Origin of the sequence: Paenibacillus cookii (assembly GCF_018333375.1) — a bacterium.
GTDB classification, from domain to species: Bacteria; Bacillota; Bacilli; order Paenibacillales; family Paenibacillaceae; genus Paenibacillus_AQ; species Paenibacillus_AQ cookii.
Genome location: NZ_BORW01000007.1, coordinates 169,063 through 185,187 on the forward strand (window position 1 = coordinate 169,063; position 16,125 = coordinate 185,187).

Genomic DNA, 16,125 nt, shown 5'->3' on the forward strand with positions numbered 1-16,125 from the left:
TTGAGCGTCATGCTCCACTCTTATCCAAAACCTCAATCATCGACGTTGTCCTTTTCCCCTTTGGCACGGCTTTCGTTCTCAATATGTTTTGTTCCGTTAAAACCATATTGCTGAATATTCCCTTCAGGATCCTCACTGTAGTAGTAATGTCGCGACGCTTCATCCTTAAATTGAACATCAACGGAGTAGTCGTTCATTCCGTCGAATTTTACAGCTTTTATCGTTGTCATCGTATACTGGTCCGGAGTATATCCTTTTTGCTTCAAGTATTCGACCGTTCGCCGTTCCAACGATTCTTTTACCGCCGCATTCACTTTGATATAGTCCGTGTACAACCTCCCAGCGCCAAATCCAATGAATGCAGCTATTGCAATCGTCGCAACCATCCCTACTTTTTTCACCTGATCACCTCGGTTTCTTGACCAAACCCTTCACCTTAGTATTTGAACGTTGGCCGATGGATTATCGTCTCCTTGAACTTCCGGTAGGCCCGGATTCCGCATCCCCCTGCCAAATACAGCAATGTCGCGACGATCCCGCTGATCGGGGAAATAACGATTTCCTTCCCGGCGGCAATATGGATAAATCCTGAAATGATCAGCGGATTCACGAGCGAATCCGCTGATCATATGTAAAATGACGCAAGGTCAAATCGATTGGGTTACCCGGTAAAGCTCGATAAACATAACGGACCAGCAAACCATCGTTACAAACGAAACGATATCGCCGCCAGGTACCACTTGATGTTTCCTTTGATGTTCGGCCGAAACCCGACTTCCCTGAAGCCCGATTTCGTAAAACAAAGGCACAACGCCGCCAGCATCGGCAGCACCAGCCAGACGCCCATCCCAATCGAGTTCCACTCCGGCTGATCCGTCAGCACGGAATCCACCGACACGCCGATCCAGCCGCTGAATATAACGACCAATGCAAAAACAACCACATTCCGTACCGTTTGTTTATACATAAGTCCCCCCGGAAATCATTGATTCCTTATGCAAATATCAAGAATAAATGGTTTGATGAATTCTATTCACGTCGTAACTGGATCGATGCGTGCGGAACAAAGCCATCTTTGGGAGCAGAACGAATCCGTTGGAAAGAATAAGGGGGCAGAACCCTTGTTAAGCTCACGGGCTTGCATGACGATTCGGATCAAAAAGGAGGTTTATGGAGCCGATTCCCGATACAGAGAGGTTTGGGCGCCCGCCCCCTAATAAATCATGATTCCCTCGATCTCTCGAATTTTTAAAATTTCGCTTCGATCTGTCGTATCGATCATACTCATGCGTTCATGAGCCGAATTGATCAACCACGCTTTTCCGTTTTTCAAGAAACACAAGTCTTCCGGCATTTCAGGCTGCATCCATTGATACAATCGATTTGAAATATGCAGCAGCAATGCTTTTAACTCTTCGGTACAACCAAAATAATAAACGTCGGCATAATGACCCAACAACCTCGTTCCCGGCCATTCATCCTGCCGTTTCATTTCTTTGACGTAAGGCTGAAGCCGGTCGAGCAGCGCTTCCGCGTTCGGGTGCAGCCCAATCTGATCCCTTTTGACTAAAATAAATTCATCGCAAACGTCAAACGCGAGCGAGATTAGCGAAGCATAGGTTACGCCGATCGGCTCCTCCAATATTTGAATCATACGTTCTCCTTTATGAACTCTTTAATCCTTGGCGTCATTTTGGCTTTGTTTCACCCAGTTCGGGATATGCTCGGCAAAATAAGTCGATATTTTCTGGGCTTCCGTCAGAACCCATCGAATGCCTTCCTCGTCCAAAAACCAGTTTTGCCGGCTGATCCGGCGATCATCCTGAAGAACTTGAAAGGCAACGCTCGGCGGAAAAACCGTCTGATAGGTCATAAGCGCTCTTCTCGAAAAATAAGACTTGCACACAAGAATGGCACGTTTCACTTCTATATGCTGCTCCTGCAGAACTTTCCAGGAATTTCTGGCGTTATCGAATGTATGTCTGGCCTGATCTTCTTTCAAAATTCGGGACTCGGGAACGCCCAGCGACAGGCCAATTTCCTTAAAATGTTCCCACTCGGTTGTCCCAAGCTTTCGGTTGTATCCGCCCGACGGCAAAATATAAGGCGCGATCCCGGCACGGAACAATCTTGCAGCCATGCTCATCGGTTCCGTGTGGCTTCCCCCGGGAACAAGGATGACATCCGCCGGAAAGATTTGTTTTTCTTCTTCGACAAAAACCAGATCCGTCAGACAATCAAAAGGATATTTCATATCCATCACCTCCTGCCGTTTCCTTCGGATATTCTATCAATCTAGCTGTGACTGCCTTCCAATATAGCATATGTAAGGGGCGTCCAAAGGGTCCATCACAGGAATCTATCCATTTATGCTTACGGCGAAGCAAGCTTTGGAAGTTTTACCCGTTTGATCGTGATCGGCTGGTCGATGATGATGTCGTCAATATTCCTTTGTTCCAGCTCTTTTAAAAGTTCGTCGAAAATTCTTTTGATGAGGAAGCTGTCGTCAAGTGCTGTGTGGCGCTTCAGGTCGGAGGCATCGATGCTGAAAAATGAAAGCAGAAAATCGGTTGATATGATTTCATCTATTTCGGGAAACAGATATGAAAATAACGCTTTCGTGTCCAAAATCGGATTGGAAAGCATGTTCAGCCCATTTCTTCGGCATTCATGGTAGAGCAGGGGCCATTCTTCGATAAGGGATCAAGCAGCACCGCACCGATTTGAGTGATGCAGTCCTCTTTCTCGTCGGGTCCCGTCGCCTCAACGTCGAAGACGCAAAACTTCCGGCCGGCTATATGTTCCACGCGAATTCCGGATAAGGCATATGCCTCATCGGAAATCAAATCTATTTTCATGCAAACCCTTCTTTCGGTTGTCATTCATCAATTTTCCGAGAGCTCCGGCAGCGGGCTCTTGCCTTCTCCTTCTTATCAAATCGCCTAAGCCGCCCGTTTTCAGTTTCGTAATAATGGCACAAGAAAAAATATGAACCCGAGCCTGCCTAATCCGCACGAAAAACCCGATCCATTTTTGCTTTGTCGTATTTCAAGATCCAGCCATAATACTTATCGTAAACCTCCCTCAATACATCCGGGGTCATGGAAATAACGTCACATCCTCGATCATCATAGATATGAAAGATGCTTCCTTGAGTTATATTAACGAAAAACACTCTATGCTTTATCTTTGGCTTCAGGGCCATGTCCTGGTTACAGATCGCTTGGATGAGCGGTGCGTATTTGATCTCTCTTGCTTTGCATGGAAGCCAAAATCGATGGATATAAAATGGAGGACCGATACTTGTACCCGATGCATCCGATTCGTCCGGGATCACTTCGATTTGAATGTGCCGCAATATCTTTTTGTTTTTAATAAACCGTTGATAGAGATTCAATTTATGGACCCTGCCTTTTGCAACGTTCGCAAAATATGCATCGGTTACGAGAATCACATCGTCATTGGGGTGATGGAGTTCCTTGAACAGCTCGATCGCCCGAAAATACACTCGTTCCAAATAATGCTCTCCATCGATGTCAAATAACCCCGGGTCTCCCAATTCGAATCGTAGGGACGATTCCCAACTATAAAACAATGGCGGTTCAAGCGATAACCCTGGAAAGTTTATGTTCAAATAATCTGTCATGTTCATCTATGATGGTCCATCTCCGATTCTTCTAAGCCCTGAATTTATTCCACATCCGCTCAAAAAAACTTTCCCCTTGAATCACCCAATACCGCTCGCCCTCAGGCACAAGCGCATAAAAATCCCGATATTCCCCCGTCCATCCGTCGGGTACGTAATGTTCAAAGGACATGGGCTCCGGAAAAAGGGAATACAGCACTTTGTCATCGAAATTCACGTAAATCGCAGGCATAAACTCGAGCACGTCGTCATAACTCCCAAACGCATCTTCCAGCTCGATTAGCGTGCAGGTCAGGTCGCTTGTAGCTACTTTATAGTCGTGTATTCTTTCAAAAAAACACTCTGCCGTCGTTTCATCCAACACTTCAATGCCAAACCGGTCCTCCATTTCGACATTCAGGAACCAATACTCCCTTTCGGTAACGTACCAGCTCCATTGGTTTTGAAAAACGACGCCGACGATCAATATTTTCGCATACTCAGGCAAAAGCTTCATGTTTTCTCCGTCGCTCCCCTTCCGGTCGATTGTCCATCCTGTCCCGTGTGAAATGAGTCGACTACTCCAAATCGTAGGGAGCTTCGTAGATGACCTTATCGCCTGGGCCTCCGTGAAAATAGAGCAATGCTTCCTCATGCTCCTGCCCAAGTTGCTCCATATAAATCCTGGTTCCGCGAATATGCATGAGTTGGGTCAAAAGTTTATCCTCCGTTAAGGCTGAATCGGCCGCATTATTTTAGACGAAGCTCCACAAAAAATGTATCGATTTCCCTCAAAACTTGTTCAAGCATCTTTAATGTTTTCATAGGATCCAACGTCTCTAATCCGTGATTCGCCCCGTCGATGACCAGCAATCTGGCGCTAGCGATTTGACTTCGTTCTTTTTCGGTAAATACCGGATCCTCGCTTCCCGTCACGACCAAACTATTGTTTTCTCGAATATAAGGAATGGTCCGGCTGATCGGGGTCAGGAACACATGTTTTACATCCATCCCCAGTTTCTCGGCCAGCAGGCCGGCGACAACCGTCCCCAAACTTTTGCTCAAAAAGATAATCTGTCGGTATGGCGAGAGATCGATCGTTTGAAAAGCTTCTGCCAAATCCGAAACGATGCTCCCGATCAGCTCATCGCTGAATTCGGGCTTCAGGCGCGCGCTTTGGTAGCCGTATTCAAGCGATAAAACATCGAATCCGTATTGAAAAGCCAGTTTTCTCGGGTAATGAAAAAGCGGCAGTTCGGTGCCGTATTGGGCACCCGGAAATTCGACGACGAGCGTGGTGGATGACTCATTTTCGAATTTTTTAAACCTCGCCTGGGCATTCCATGAAGTAGGAAACGTTAACTCCTGGATTTTCATGCCGTTCATCCTTTCGATTGGTATTTGCAGACTCGAGCCTCTTAAGCCGACGTCTGTGATTTTGTGCTAAAGCGCTGTATGAATTTCTTTATATCTTCCCTATACGTTTCTTTGAAAGCATCACCCGTAAATTCGCCGATGACCTTTCGCCAAAAGGAAATGGCAGGCGTATTCTTTTCCATTTGAGCCACGGCCCAGTCGGCCTTAAACAATGCCAACGCTTTTTTGGCGGCGGCAGACCCAACCCCGGTCCTTCTGTATTTCGGCAACACCATAAAATCATAAATGACGTGCGTCGGATCCGGATCCGTATCCAGATTTTCGAATAAAACGACCGCAAACCCGGCGATTTTTCCCGACAGCATAATAAAAAACGGATTCCACCTATGATCGCCTTCCCAAAAATAATCGATATTGGCATCAAATCTTCCATCTTCATTCATGTCTTCTTCGGTAAATGGGCTGAACTCATAATGATAAAATTGATACAAATTCGATAAAAGATCTTTCTGCGCATAAGGTACCGGGCGAAGTTCAACTTTCATGCGTTTCCTCCTCAAGGGGATATGATTGTATTTAAAAAGGAAGCTCCTTGCTCCTATATTCAATCCCCAGCTCCTCGTACCAAGCATTCAATCCCATAAATTCCCTCATGACGGATCGAATGGCTTCCTGGGAAACTCGCATAGGCATTTGGGATAACTCTTCGAAAAAGCGACCCGGATCGTATACCGGCAAAATGTTCATAAACACCCCCGCTTTAATCGCCCAAGAATCGTCCACTTCTGCAGCCTGCCTAGCGATTTCACTTATATTGTCGGACATCCCGCAGCATTTTGTGGCCGTCCCCTTCTGATCGCCTCACCATTTGCCGTGCCGTCTCAAAATTCATGATCACTCTGCCCGTCGTTTCAAAGCCGTCCGGTACGGCGGTGTAGCCCTTACCTTTGCGGCCACAAAAACCGTATACGTATCGGTATTTTCCCATAGACGCATGCCTGATCCTTCCTACCGCTCCTTTGTCGACCCGACCCACAGATCCCCCGTGCTGATAAAATACGATCGTTCCATCTTGCCGCCGATCATGTATTCGTTGGTTTCAACCGCTTTTTTCCGCGCCTCCTCGATCTCCTCCTCCGTTTCCAAATCGCTTTCCCAGACATGATATCCATTAACGCGTCTTTCCCATGTAAAAAGGTCAAAAGAAGGATGCTTGATCTGGTAAGGAAACGACTTCGGCTCCGGATTCGGCCTAAAAAGCTGCTCATAATAAGCGCTGCTCCAGAACCTGCTTTCTGAATTTATAAGGGGGATTTTTTTTGCCGACCTCGTTTTCGCTGATTTGATGCAGGTTATAAAAGGGGCTGATCCATAGTTTCACGTATTCTTTTTGGTGTTTGAACAAACCGTCGACATCCAGATTTTCATGATAAGCTCCCCAATCGGGGAGTTTTCTTGCCCTTCTGCGCATGCCTCTCGTTTTTTTGCGGATGGATGTAAATTTGTGTTCCATGGATGTCTCCTTGTAAAACAACGGTTCTTGATTTCATGATTTTTGCGATCCGACTAACATTCCAATAACACGGGCCTGATCCGATGGAATAATTGATGCGAATCGACTTTTTCGTAATTCCACAGCATAATGACCCGCAAGCCATGGGCGGGATCATGCCAAATTTCCGAGCGGAATCCCGGCGTGCCGCCCCCGATCAAACGTACATCTGGTCTCAGAAACCATCCGTACCCATAACCCAAATCCGGATCGAACGAGGTCGCATAATACGGCGTAAACATCCGCTCCATCGTCTCCTGTTTGAGCAGCTCCCCGCTGAACAACGCCTCGCACCATCGGTCCAAATCGCGAACGGTCGAAAAAAGCTCTCCCGGCGCATCGACATCGCTTAGCTTATCATTGTCCGCATTCCTGAGGGTCCCGTTTTCCAAAGTATGTCCGTATGCACGCCCGGGATTGATGTGTCGCGGATGGTCCAGACCGGTCGATCGCATCTGCAGCGGCGAAAAGAACCATGCGTCCAAAACTTCCTCATATCTCATTCCCGTCAACGCCTCTAAAATATATCCGAGCATAATAAATCCCGTGCTGCTGTACGCCCATCGCTCACCCGGCCTGAACTGTTGCTCCAGTTGGAGCAAATAATCGATAAAATCCCGGTTCTCCGCCTTCCATCGGCTCATTTCCAAACGCAAGTCGGGCACCGCGTAAATGTCCTGCATCCCGGAGGAATGACTCAACAAGTGATGGATCGTGATGTCCGGATGAAGGCCCTTAAACTTCTCAACGTAGGCTCCCGGATGCTGATCCAAATCGATCCGCCCTTGCTCGTACAGTTTAAGCGCTGCGGCAGCAATAAACATTTTCGTGACGGAAGCAATGTGGAATTTGGTGTCGATCCCGTTCGGGACGTTTAGCTGCATGCTGGCTTGACCATAGGATTGGCTGAATATTTCCTTGCCTTCTTTGGAAATGAACACGTTGCCGGATAACAGATGTTCCCGCCCGTAATGTTCGATGATTTCCTCGATGCGTTCGAACAAAGCAATCACCTCTTTCGAATAGTAAGGAGCGGTTCCCTTTTTGCGTGCCGCCCTTCTTTGGAATCCTAAACTTGCAGCTCCGTCATGACTCCTATTTCCTCGATGAGTTTCGTTTGGTTTGCTTCGATTCCTATCTTTCAGCATGGCTCGCAATATTTTTTCATCAAAATACCGATAATCGGCTGTTCCTTGTAGTCGACCATTTCTTTGAGGCCATAAGGGATAAAGCCGTTTTTATGGTAGAATTTGAGCGCCGCCGTATTCGGGTTGTGGCAAATCAGGTGCAGTTCAGGCAAATGCAGTTCGTCCCTGACGGTCGTAAGCATCGTATCCAGCAAAAACTTCCCGGCTCCCCGTCCCCGGTAATCCGGGTTGATGATCACGTTCCCAAGCCAGCAGCGGCTGTCCGCCTCCACATCATACAAATTGCAATAGCCTGCAATCTCTTCCCCGCTCAAAATTACGGTCGGATGCAACCTTTCCTTCGCGACCTCTTCCAAATGCACCGGATCAAGCGGAAACGTTCCCCGCGGAAACATATAAAACTGTTCGTCTTGGCTTTGAGGAAAAGAGGCAATGATTTTAAAATCTTCTCTCTGGGCTCTGCGTGAAGTAAACATGGCGCGCGATTCTCCTTTCCATGGAGGCATTTCCTCCCTTGTCAGATGAATTCCATGGATATCCTGATTTTACCTTTATTTCATAGCAGTTTGTATCCTAATAAAAAAGCCGCGGATTCCGCGGGCCAAGAAATACATGATGCATCCATGTTTGTTTCGCTTTCGTTTGGTTTTAAAAAAATGCAAGGCTACTCGGGAACTTCCATATACCCGGAGACCCCTTTAATGTGTGTCACCTGTTCCCATCAAGGGGCAAGCCCTTTATTTTAATCATTAGCTTTCGGGTCTCTTTTCCCAAGGCGTCAAAGTGCCTATAACCGTTCTTTTGGCGCCGCTTTTGATGCCGTTGATGACCCCGTTTGATATTTCTTCGTGCGTAAGCCAGCGGGATGCCTCATCTTCAATGACGAAACCAAGTTTGACCTGATGAACGGTACGTTTCGGAATGTCGCCGATTTCTTTCGCGATTTCATCGAGATTCGAACGGCTGCCTGTAACGTGATACAAGCTCCACTCCCGGTCCGAAGCCGATTTGATTTCGTTACTGATGGCGTGGATGATTTTCGGGTAATTTCCACGAATCCAGGCAACGACAATGTTATAGGCGCCATGGGCAGCGATAGAGCTGCGGATCCCGCCGGTTAACGATTCCTCGTCATTATAATCCATCAGAAGGGGAATGATGTTTGGACTGGCCTCGGTCAGCTTCTCCATCTTGGAACGGCTTCGGCCAATGACAGATACCGTATACCCTTGATCGGCCAGCCATAAAGAAGCTCCGGCAAGCATTCCCGAACCGCCTACGACTAATGCATGTCTCACTCTAGTTCCTCCTTTTTACGGTGAAAATACGGCCCGCACATCGATTCATGCGTGTGTATGAACGGCCACTTAAAATTTTTTTCAGATACGTCCATGTCCTGCTTGGAATCAAAATCGGTGTATCACTTTCGTAAAGATAGTCACTCTATGTTAATGATATTATAATGATTAAAAAACAAGTGAACCACATCATTTTTTAAGACGAGGTATGAACATGGAGATTGTAACTTTTTTGGATCACAATACTTTTAAAACAGAAGCCGACCATTTGTTTATGGAGCAAAAATCAATCATAAAGGCTGTGTTACCCAATGCAGATGTACAACACGTAGGAAGTACGGCAATTCCCAACAGTTTAACGAAAGGGGACTTAGACATTCAGGTTCGCATTGAGCCCGCCGAATTTGAAAATGCAGTTGAAGCATTGTCAAAGTTGTATGCGCCTAACGAGGGAAGTATACAAACCGAATCGTTTAGAGCATTTAAAGATGATACGACGATTCCGCCTTTAGGAATTCAATTAACCGTCGTTCATTCCGAGTTCGATTTTTTTTGGAAATTCAGAGATGTGCTGTTAAGCCATGATCGTTACAGACAGAAATACGATGAGTTAAAGAAAAAATACGAAGGCAAAGACATGGAGCTTTATCGTCAGGCCAAAAATGATTTCTTCGAATGGCTAATGGAAACACCTGAATTTACCATGTTATAAGAGCTTCTCGTGCCAATGTAATTTCGCCGAAATCTGCCGTTAAGACTAACGGTTTTGGCTTTGATTTGGATCATAAATCCCCTCTCTGCTGGTTTATTTCTCCCTGCTTTCCTCATAGACGCGAAGCCATTCCTTCCCGGAAGCCCACGGGGCATCCGGAGCTTGATCCTTTAACATGTCCTCGCATGCTTTGGCGATGATCCATTCTCTCAGGCCGTTGTCCGGGCTTTCTTTTAATTCATTGATCAAATAATCCAATCCTTCATTACCGGTGTTTAGCACCTCGCTGTATCCTTCCAGGTTTGCGTTGATATAGTCCGCAGGGTTGCTTGAGGCTTGAATCTTGCCATTGGAAATGATTGCATCCAAATGTCGATCAATGATCGAAAGAGCTTGCTGCTGCGATGAATTTGGACTGCAGGCAGTAACCAAAGCGAATATAAAAAGGGAAAGCATAATGCGTTTCACGATACCTCGCCTCCATTTTCCAAGGTCCTTGCGCCATTACTTCGAATCTGGCTCCACACTCCTAGCTCTCTTAGTCCCAATCCATAAAGGCCTGGACGGTTAACTTTTCCTTTCTGCAATCCGGGCAATTCAGCGCGGCATCCTCAGGGATATATTCCATAGGTTTCGGCGGCATGGGCGCCGAGCAGCGCGGGCAGGCATACCGATTGGTGTAAGTATCGGCGGCCGACTCCATATGCAAATAGATTGCGTTTAAAAGGTAACCGCATGACTGGCATACATACAAACCGTCAAAGCAATCATAGGTCGATTCCTCTTCATGTTGAATAAACTCTGCGATTCGTTTTTTGCCCTCTTCTTCCTCGTACCATTCCTGAATCATGCTCAAACTGCAGTATCTAAATCCGATGCCTAAAAATACCTCTTGCTTATAGGAGCAGCGCCCGCAGTTTAATTGGTATGCTTCACCCATGAACTCGCCTCCCAAGCTTTATGCAAACCGATCATCCCCAAACCTTTCTTGCTTTGATCAATAGAAACAACGGAATTTTCATTCTTCGATGATACGTCTCCGGATTGTGAAAGTTCTCTTCCCGCGGTTTGGATTCCTTCAAACTTTCGATGACAAACCCCGCTTTTTGCAGTCCGCCAAAATAATCCTCGATGGTGCGGTGGTATTTGATCACCTTTCCTCCCAGCCAATCCTGCTCCCGGGGGCCGGTATGGAAATATTGGTCCACGATCCAGCTTTGCTTCAAACCTTCCGTTTTGGCGGTTCCGTAGGAAGAGGTGATGACGGGATGCTCTACCGAAAAAATAAAGGCGCCTTCTTGCGCAAGCGCGTTGTAGACCTGATCAAAAAGGGTATCGATGTCGTTGATGTAATGTAAAACAAGCCGAGAAACGACCATGTCATAAGAAGATGCAGGAAAATCCCAGGCCTCAATTGCGGTATGAATGACTTTCCCGTTGGCCTTCGGCAGCGTCTCCTGCGCGAGCTCGACCATTTTCTTTGAACCTTCGATTCCGGTATAAAAACGGGCTCCCGACTCTAAAAGCTCATTGCCAAATGCGGCGGTCCCGCAACCCAGGTCCAAGACGTTTTTTTCTGTGACTTCGCCTACTAAGTCCATAAAAATTGGTTTCTCAATCGTATCGTTTGCGTTTTCGTTCCATCGCCTGCGTTCAAGGTATTTGTTCAGAAGTTGCTCGTCGTCGTAAAATTGCGATCCTTTGTAAGCCATTGCGGGTGATTCCCTCCCTTACTCTCTGAATGATATTCCCGGCATGCCGAATGTATTAGAAGCTTACCGGGGCATGAGCGTAATCGCTGCTTTTAAAAACGTTATCCCGTCTTCATCAGCGGCTTCTTATTAAACAAAGCCTGGCTACGATAACCATTGGCTTTCATCACCGTGATTTCCTCCTGAAAAACGAAAAAAAGCTGCGCAACTGTGATATACTGTTTATATTATAAACACTTTTAGAGGAAGACGGCTACGGTCGAATGAGGGGGTACATTCTGATGAGCAATGACGATATGACACCGGAAGAAGAAGCGGCAAAGATGCTTCCCGCCGGCGCGGCGCTCGGCTGGGGATTGGTCAAGCCGCCGCAGCGGGGGCCCAAGCGGGAAATGAGCATCGACCTGATCGTGTCGAAGGCGATAGAGATCGCGGACCAGGACGGCCTCGCCGCCGTCTCGATGAACCGGATCGCGTCCGCGCTCGGCTTCACGGCGATGTCTCTTTACCGCTACATCCCGAGCAAAGACGACCTGCTCATCCTCATGCAGGATGCGGCATGCGATATTCCGCTGCCTCCGGAGCGCCCCCCGCATGAATGGCGGGAGAGCATGCGCGAGTATGTGCTGGGAACGGTCGCTATTTTTCGGAAACATCCATGGTATGGGGATATTCCGATTCTCGGCATTCCGATCACGCCTAACAATCTACGGATCGTCGATTGGGCGCTCCGGCCGCTGCGGGATATGCCCCTGGACGATTTCGAGAAAATGTCGATCGTTCTTCTGCTGAGCGGCTATGCCCGTAATTGCGGGATGCTCCGGCGCGACATCGATCGGGCGGTTCAGGCCGGTTCGAGCGAGGAAGCGTTCAGCGGCATCAATTATTCGGCGGCGCTGCGGACGCTGGTCAAGCCGGAACAATATCCGGACTTGTATCCGATCGTCATGTCGGGGGTTTATTCGGGTGAGAAAGAGGCCGAAAACACCGTGGGCGACGATTTGGAATTTGGACTGGAACGGATGCTGGACGGGATCGAACAGTATTTGAACCGGAAAATGGGCGGCGGCACAGCCCCATAAAGCTGCAGCTAAAAAGGCTGCTTCCAGGAATCCATTCTTGGAAGCAGCCTTTTTCATTAAAATGCCGAGTTTACGCGGCGGTGCTGACGGCCTTTTTCTTGTCACGGAGCAGGATGACCGTGACTGCAGTGGCGAGCAGCAGGATAACCGCGGAAACGATGCAGGTCGCATGCATGGCGGTGATGAAGGCTTCCCGGGAAGCCTTCATCATTTGGGCCGCGGCTTCCGTCGGCAAAAGCCGGGCGGCGGCCGATGCTCCGGCGATGGTCTGCCCGGCTGCCCGGGCAGCCTCCGGCGCAAGCTCCGTGGGCAGGAACGGAGTGACCGCATGGCGGTAGACAGCGGCGAGGACGCAGCCGAGAATCGCGATGCCGAACGCCCCTCCGAGCTCATTGGACGTTTCTATGAGGCCGCCGACGGCTCCGGCGCGATCAGCCGGGGCCACGCCCACGACATAATCGGTAACGAGGGTCATGACGGAGACGATTCCGGCCGCAACCAGACCGGCTCCAATGAGCAAAACGACCAGCGGCGAGAAGCCCTCCAGGCGGATCTGGGACAAAACGCCGAAGCCGACCGCCGACAGGACAAAGCCCCCGGCCATCACCCGCGGTCTCCCGCAGGTTTGCGACAATTTCCCGGCAATCGGCGCCGCCGCGGCGACCACGATCGAAGGCGCCACGCTCCAGAGGGAAGCGACGAACGGGGAATAGCCAAGAACCGACTGAAGAAACTGGGTACAGATCAATGAGCTGGCCATAAGAGTGAATGCAGCGATAAAGTTCACAAGAATCGAACCCCCGATCCGCCGCTCCATCAGCGCGCGGATATCCAGCAGCGGGTTGGGGAGGGTCCATTGACGCCGCACGAACAGGACTCCGACAAGCAAGCCTGCTGCGAGCAAAGCTGCGGGAAGGATCGCCCAGCCCTCTTCCGCAAGCGTCTTCACGCCGTATGTTACGGGCAGGATCGCCGCCAAATCGAGAATCGAGCTGAAGACATCGACCCGGCTCTGTGCCGTGCTGCGGGACTCCGGCAGCAGGAACGGCGCAATGATGAGCAGCAGCGCCATCGCGGGGATATTGATGAGGAACACGGAACCCCAGGAGAAAGAGTCCAGGAGCAGGCCGCCGATAATCGGCCCGATGGTGACGCCGCCGGCCATGACGGCGCTCCAAATTGCCATCGCCTTCATCCGCTGCGCCGGATCTTGAAACATCGTGCGAACAAGAGCCAGCGTCGACGGCATGAGGGTCGAACCGGCGATGCCCAGAATGGCCCGGGCGAGAATCAAGGTTTCGGCCGTCTGGGCATACGCTGCTAACAACGAACTAAGCGCGAAGCCGACCGAACCGATCATCAGCAGCCTCCGGCGTCCGATCCGGTCGCCGACGGCCCCCATCGTGAGGAGCAGGCCGGCGAGAATGAAGCCGTAAACGTCGAAAATCCACAATTGCTCGGTGGCGGTCGGCAGTAAATCATCGGCAATGGCGGGTGCGGCAAAAAACAGGATGGAAACGTCCATCGATACGACCATCAGCGGGAGACACAGGATGCATAGCGCGATCCATTCCTTGCGGCCGGCCGCTGCGGGGGTTGCAGTGCTCATCATAAATCCTCTCCTTATTGTTTATGATATAAACAGTAACTTTTGAAAACAGTATATTACATAAACAGTATATGGTCAACACAAATTGTGCGCATATAACAAAAAAAGGCGCTAGCCTTGTGGGCCGCGCCTCTTGTACTACAACATTATTTTTGATGGTTTAGTTGTTCGAAAAACCGCAGGTTCGTGTCGAAATCCGGTACGCTTTGGGTTGCTTCGGCTTGTTTCACCAGTTGAACGACCAGGTCATTATAAGGCGTCAAAATGCCTTTCCCCTTTGCAAGCCGCGGTACGACCCCATTGATATCATCGATTTCCGTCTTGCGTTTTTTCTCCAGGTCCTGCAGCATGCTTGCTTTGAGCCGTCTCGACGATTTCATGAACCCCCGAAGCGTCTGCACGCGTGCCGGAAGGTCCTCTTCGCTTTGGATTTCCAAAGACGCCAGATCAAATCCGTTCATTGGGGCAAAGGTGACGCCGTTCGCATGACCGACTTTGATCGTCTCATCCGCGATATGCGCGGCGCTGACAACGCTGACCTCATGATCCAACACCCCGCCGAACTCCGTATTCAGCGCAGCCGATAACCCGCTAAACGCGTTGTTGATCAGCAGTTTGGACCATTTGGTCCCCACCAGGTTGTCGGAAATGTGCGTGCCCCCCACAAGATCCAAAATCGTTTTGATCCGCTGTATTCTTTCCGTCCGTTCGCCGTTTAATTCCCCGATTTGAAAAGCATAGCTTTTAAAATGGCTGTACTCTGTCGTAAGGCTTGAAATTCCCGGTTCCATGAACGTTGCGCCAAATTCGACCGACCCGGCGATGACGCGTTCCCGGCCCACAATGGACGCCACCTTTTCTTCAGGGATGCCGTTTTGCAGGGAAAGCACGACGCTATCATCGCCTAAAAACGGCAGCAAATTCTGCAGAACGGAATCGTTATAAAGCTGCTTGGTTAACAGCAACACCAAATCGTAAGTTCCGGACATGTCATCAGGAGTGATGGCTTTCACCTTGGCTTGAAAATCCGTCGTGCCGGTAATTTTTGCGCCGGATTGGTTTAACGCGTCCACATGGGCTTGGTAGACATCGATCAGCTCCACGTCTTGTCCACCCGCAGCCATGTAGGCTCCGGCAATGGTTCCCAATGAACCCGCTCCTAAAACTGCAATTCGCATTTGAAAATCCCCCTTTTTACTTTTCGGCCAAATAGTCGTACACAACCGTTGGAGAAGCCAACGACAGCTCGGTGACGATATGGGAAGCCGATACGACCTCCAGCACAGGCAAATCGGCCATCGGCGCAAGCGCATGGGCGAATAGCTCCAGCCTAGCGGGGCCTGACCAAGCGCCAAGGATTTGAATATCCGTGATTTGGCTCCGGACCAATTCGCAGATTCTGGGGTAACCGTCGTAGCCCGGCATTTTTTTCAGCATATAGTTCGGTTTTACGATTTCGTGAAGCGCCTCCGCATGGTCCAGCGGAAAATGCTTATACCCCATGGTAGCCGTAGCGACCCTCAAAGTGCCGTAATCCAGAAGCCCTACCAAGGTGTCGGAATCGACGTACAGACTCGGCTTGCCCAGCTTTTTAGGATAGGCCGCGATTTCCCTGCCGGATGCAATGGCCGGAAAGCTGTCCACATACATGGCATGAAGTTAGTCGCCTTCCTCCCCTTCAAAGCTTACCGGTATGACCTGTCCGCACTCCGTGTACGAGCCGAGCCCCGTTACGTCCGGCATCTTCATGATTTCGAACTTGACGAGCGGCTCCGTCACCTCCAAAGGCTCCGGAACGATTTTTTTCAATTTTTCCAGATCCGTTTTATATACAATGTTCAAATACTCGCGATGATAAAAACGATAAGGCCCTAAAGGAAACGCCCCTGCATCAAGCGGAGTCGTAAACTGCTTCACCACTTCATCCTTTTTCACCTGAATGCACCTTCCTTTTTGCATTTATGCTGTCCTGCTCTTCGATCTACCCCTATTTTACATCGCGGTTTTACA

Annotated in this window: 24 protein-coding genes and 1 pseudogene; 2 read left to right on the top strand and 23 right to left on the bottom strand. The window is 49.2% G+C overall.

What is annotated here, in order from left to right:
- Positions 1-32: 32 nt before the first annotated feature.
- The 17 genes from KI367_RS09680 to KI367_RS09760 all read right to left on the bottom strand — a co-directional run bounded on the left by KI367_RS09680 (position 33) and on the right by KI367_RS09760 (position 9,000).
- Complete coding sequence (locus KI367_RS09680; RefSeq protein WP_212949237.1) at positions 33-386, bottom strand: DUF3139 domain-containing protein; 354 nt, start codon at positions 384-386, stop codon at positions 33-35.
- 50 nt (positions 387-436) lie between these two features.
- Complete coding sequence (locus tag KI367_RS09685; RefSeq protein ID WP_212949239.1) at positions 437-610, bottom strand: hypothetical protein; 174 nt, start codon at positions 608-610, stop codon at positions 437-439.
- 96 nt (positions 611-706) lie between these two features.
- Positions 707-967, bottom strand: coding sequence for a hypothetical protein (locus tag KI367_RS09690; protein ID WP_212949241.1), 261 nt, complete (start codon positions 965-967; stop codon positions 707-709).
- Between the two features lie 246 nt (positions 968-1,213).
- Positions 1,214-1,654, bottom strand: coding sequence for a hypothetical protein (locus KI367_RS09695; RefSeq protein WP_052147301.1), 441 nt, complete (start codon positions 1,652-1,654; stop codon positions 1,214-1,216).
- A gap of 21 nt (positions 1,655-1,675) precedes the next feature.
- Positions 1,676-2,254 (bottom strand): YdcF family protein, encoded by a 579-nt coding sequence (locus tag KI367_RS09700; RefSeq protein ID WP_212949243.1) that lies wholly within the window; start codon positions 2,252-2,254, stop codon positions 1,676-1,678.
- Between the two features lie 119 nt (positions 2,255-2,373).
- Positions 2,374-2,646 (bottom strand): PolC-type DNA polymerase III domain-containing protein, encoded by a 273-nt coding sequence (locus KI367_RS09705; RefSeq protein ID WP_036714129.1) that lies wholly within the window; start codon positions 2,644-2,646, stop codon positions 2,374-2,376.
- 2 nt (positions 2,647-2,648) lie between these two features.
- Positions 2,649-2,858 (bottom strand): hypothetical protein, encoded by a 210-nt coding sequence (locus KI367_RS09710; protein WP_212949244.1) that lies wholly within the window; start codon positions 2,856-2,858, stop codon positions 2,649-2,651.
- Between the two features lie 146 nt (positions 2,859-3,004).
- Positions 3,005-3,652, bottom strand: a complete 648-nt coding sequence (locus tag KI367_RS09715; RefSeq protein ID WP_212949245.1) for a DUF3885 domain-containing protein — start codon at positions 3,650-3,652, stop codon at positions 3,005-3,007.
- 25 nt (positions 3,653-3,677) lie between these two features.
- Positions 3,678-4,142, bottom strand: coding sequence for a hypothetical protein (locus KI367_RS09720; RefSeq protein ID WP_036714121.1), 465 nt, complete (start codon positions 4,140-4,142; stop codon positions 3,678-3,680).
- A gap of 61 nt (positions 4,143-4,203) precedes the next feature.
- Entirely contained in the window at positions 4,204-4,341 is a 138-nt protein-coding gene (locus tag KI367_RS09725) for a hypothetical protein (protein WP_212949248.1), read from the bottom strand.
- 34 nt (positions 4,342-4,375) lie between these two features.
- Complete coding sequence (locus KI367_RS09730; protein ID WP_212949250.1) at positions 4,376-5,002, bottom strand: alpha/beta hydrolase; 627 nt, start codon at positions 5,000-5,002, stop codon at positions 4,376-4,378.
- 41 nt (positions 5,003-5,043) lie between these two features.
- Positions 5,044-5,547 (bottom strand): GNAT family N-acetyltransferase, encoded by a 504-nt coding sequence (locus KI367_RS09735; RefSeq protein WP_212949251.1) that lies wholly within the window; start codon positions 5,545-5,547, stop codon positions 5,044-5,046.
- 463 nt (positions 5,548-6,010) lie between these two features.
- Complete coding sequence (locus tag KI367_RS09740; protein ID WP_212949253.1) at positions 6,011-6,148, bottom strand: hypothetical protein; 138 nt, start codon at positions 6,146-6,148, stop codon at positions 6,011-6,013.
- Positions 6,149-6,266: 118 nt separating this feature from the next.
- Positions 6,267-6,515 carry a hypothetical protein gene (locus KI367_RS09745; protein ID WP_212949255.1) on the bottom strand — a complete coding sequence of 83 codons (249 nt, stop codon included), beginning with the start codon at positions 6,513-6,515 and terminating at the stop codon, positions 6,267-6,269.
- Between the two features lie 53 nt (positions 6,516-6,568).
- The gene (locus tag KI367_RS09750; RefSeq protein WP_212949257.1) at positions 6,569-7,558 is read right to left on the bottom strand and encodes a serine hydrolase domain-containing protein; all 990 of its coding nucleotides are present in this window, start codon (positions 7,556-7,558) and stop codon (positions 6,569-6,571) included.
- Positions 7,559-7,695: 137 nt separating this feature from the next.
- Positions 7,696-8,178 (bottom strand): GNAT family N-acetyltransferase, encoded by a 483-nt coding sequence (locus KI367_RS09755; RefSeq protein WP_212949259.1) that lies wholly within the window; start codon positions 8,176-8,178, stop codon positions 7,696-7,698.
- A 273-nt stretch (positions 8,179-8,451) separates the two neighbouring features.
- The gene (locus KI367_RS09760) at positions 8,452-9,000 is read right to left on the bottom strand and encodes a Rossmann-fold NAD(P)-binding domain-containing protein (RefSeq protein WP_212949261.1); all 549 of its coding nucleotides are present in this window, start codon (positions 8,998-9,000) and stop codon (positions 8,452-8,454) included.
- A 214-nt stretch (positions 9,001-9,214) separates the two neighbouring features.
- Between KI367_RS09760 and KI367_RS09770 the strand changes: the two genes are divergently transcribed.
- Positions 9,215-9,712: a GrpB family protein gene (locus KI367_RS09770; RefSeq protein WP_212949265.1), complete on the top strand. Its 498-nt coding sequence runs from the start codon at positions 9,215-9,217 to the stop codon at positions 9,710-9,712.
- Between the two features lie 93 nt (positions 9,713-9,805).
- Here the strand turns inward: KI367_RS09770 and KI367_RS09775 are convergent, their stop codons facing one another.
- The 3 genes from KI367_RS09775 to KI367_RS09785 form a co-directional block, all read right to left on the bottom strand.
- Complete coding sequence (locus tag KI367_RS09775) at positions 9,806-10,180, bottom strand: hypothetical protein (RefSeq protein WP_212949267.1); 375 nt, start codon at positions 10,178-10,180, stop codon at positions 9,806-9,808.
- Positions 10,181-10,250: 70 nt separating this feature from the next.
- Entirely contained in the window at positions 10,251-10,652 is a 402-nt protein-coding gene (locus tag KI367_RS09780; protein WP_212949269.1) for a hypothetical protein, read from the bottom strand.
- Between the two features lie 31 nt (positions 10,653-10,683).
- A complete protein-coding gene (locus tag KI367_RS09785; RefSeq protein ID WP_212949271.1) occupies positions 10,684-11,424 on the bottom strand; it encodes a class I SAM-dependent methyltransferase in 741 nt (246 codons plus the stop codon).
- Positions 11,425-11,705: 281 nt separating this feature from the next.
- Between KI367_RS09785 and KI367_RS09790 the strand changes: the two genes are divergently transcribed.
- The gene (locus KI367_RS09790) at positions 11,706-12,506 is read left to right on the top strand and encodes a TetR/AcrR family transcriptional regulator (protein WP_212949272.1); all 801 of its coding nucleotides are present in this window, start codon (positions 11,706-11,708) and stop codon (positions 12,504-12,506) included.
- A gap of 70 nt (positions 12,507-12,576) precedes the next feature.
- Here KI367_RS09790 and KI367_RS09795 read toward each other — a convergent pair whose 3' ends face one another.
- From KI367_RS09795 to KI367_RS09805, 3 genes and pseudogenes are all read right to left on the bottom strand, one after another.
- The gene (locus KI367_RS09795) at positions 12,577-14,115 is read right to left on the bottom strand and encodes an MFS transporter (RefSeq protein ID WP_212949274.1); all 1,539 of its coding nucleotides are present in this window, start codon (positions 14,113-14,115) and stop codon (positions 12,577-12,579) included.
- A gap of 146 nt (positions 14,116-14,261) precedes the next feature.
- The gene (locus KI367_RS09800; RefSeq protein ID WP_212949276.1) at positions 14,262-15,293 is read right to left on the bottom strand and encodes a ketopantoate reductase family protein; all 1,032 of its coding nucleotides are present in this window, start codon (positions 15,291-15,293) and stop codon (positions 14,262-14,264) included.
- Positions 15,294-15,309: 16 nt separating this feature from the next.
- Positions 15,310-16,056 (bottom strand): annotated as a pseudogene (locus KI367_RS09805) (acetoacetate decarboxylase).
- Between the last annotated feature and the right edge of the window lie 69 nt (positions 16,057-16,125).

What these genes read in the sequence shown, in the direction of transcription:
- KI367_RS09785 (WP_212949271.1), bottom strand. Translation starts at nt 11,424, where the DNA reads ATGGCTTACAAAGGATCGCAATTTTACGACGACGAGCAACTTCTGAAC.
- KI367_RS09715 (WP_212949245.1), bottom strand. Translation starts at nt 3,652, where the DNA reads ATGAACATGACAGATTATTTGAACATAAACTTTCCAGGGTTATCGCTT.
- KI367_RS09745 (WP_212949255.1), bottom strand. Translation starts at nt 6,515, where the DNA reads ATGGAACACAAATTTACATCCATCCGCAAAAAAACGAGAGGCATGCGC.
- KI367_RS09730 (WP_212949250.1), bottom strand. Translation starts at nt 5,002, where the DNA reads ATGAAAATCCAGGAGTTAACGTTTCCTACTTCATGGAATGCCCAGGCG.
- KI367_RS09695 (WP_052147301.1), bottom strand. Translation starts at nt 1,654, where the DNA reads ATGATTCAAATATTGGAGGAGCCGATCGGCGTAACCTATGCTTCGCTA.
- KI367_RS09700 (WP_212949243.1), bottom strand. Translation starts at nt 2,254, where the DNA reads ATGAAATATCCTTTTGATTGTCTGACGGATCTGGTTTTTGTCGAAGAA.
- KI367_RS09705 (WP_036714129.1), bottom strand. Translation starts at nt 2,646, where the DNA reads ATGCTTTCCAATCCGATTTTGGACACGAAAGCGTTATTTTCATATCTG.
- KI367_RS09735 (WP_212949251.1), bottom strand. Translation starts at nt 5,547, where the DNA reads ATGAAAGTTGAACTTCGCCCGGTACCTTATGCGCAGAAAGATCTTTTA.
- KI367_RS09780 (WP_212949269.1), bottom strand. Translation starts at nt 10,652, where the DNA reads ATGGGTGAAGCATACCAATTAAACTGCGGGCGCTGCTCCTATAAGCAA.
- KI367_RS09690 (WP_212949241.1), bottom strand. Translation starts at nt 967, where the DNA reads ATGTATAAACAAACGGTACGGAATGTGGTTGTTTTTGCATTGGTCGTT.
- KI367_RS09800 (WP_212949276.1), bottom strand. Translation starts at nt 15,293, where the DNA reads ATGCGAATTGCAGTTTTAGGAGCGGGTTCATTGGGAACCATTGCCGGA.
- KI367_RS09770 (WP_212949265.1), top strand. Translation starts at nt 9,215, where the DNA reads ATGGAGATTGTAACTTTTTTGGATCACAATACTTTTAAAACAGAAGCC.
- KI367_RS09755 (WP_212949259.1), bottom strand. Translation starts at nt 8,178, where the DNA reads ATGTTTACTTCACGCAGAGCCCAGAGAGAAGATTTTAAAATCATTGCC.
- KI367_RS09680 (WP_212949237.1), bottom strand. Translation starts at nt 386, where the DNA reads ATGGTTGCGACGATTGCAATAGCTGCATTCATTGGATTTGGCGCTGGG.
- KI367_RS09720 (WP_036714121.1), bottom strand. Translation starts at nt 4,142, where the DNA reads ATGAAGCTTTTGCCTGAGTATGCGAAAATATTGATCGTCGGCGTCGTT.
- KI367_RS09795 (WP_212949274.1), bottom strand. Translation starts at nt 14,115, where the DNA reads ATGAGCACTGCAACCCCCGCAGCGGCCGGCCGCAAGGAATGGATCGCG.
- KI367_RS09790 (WP_212949272.1), top strand. Translation starts at nt 11,706, where the DNA reads ATGAGCAATGACGATATGACACCGGAAGAAGAAGCGGCAAAGATGCTT.
- KI367_RS09710 (WP_212949244.1), bottom strand. Translation starts at nt 2,858, where the DNA reads ATGAAAATAGATTTGATTTCCGATGAGGCATATGCCTTATCCGGAATT.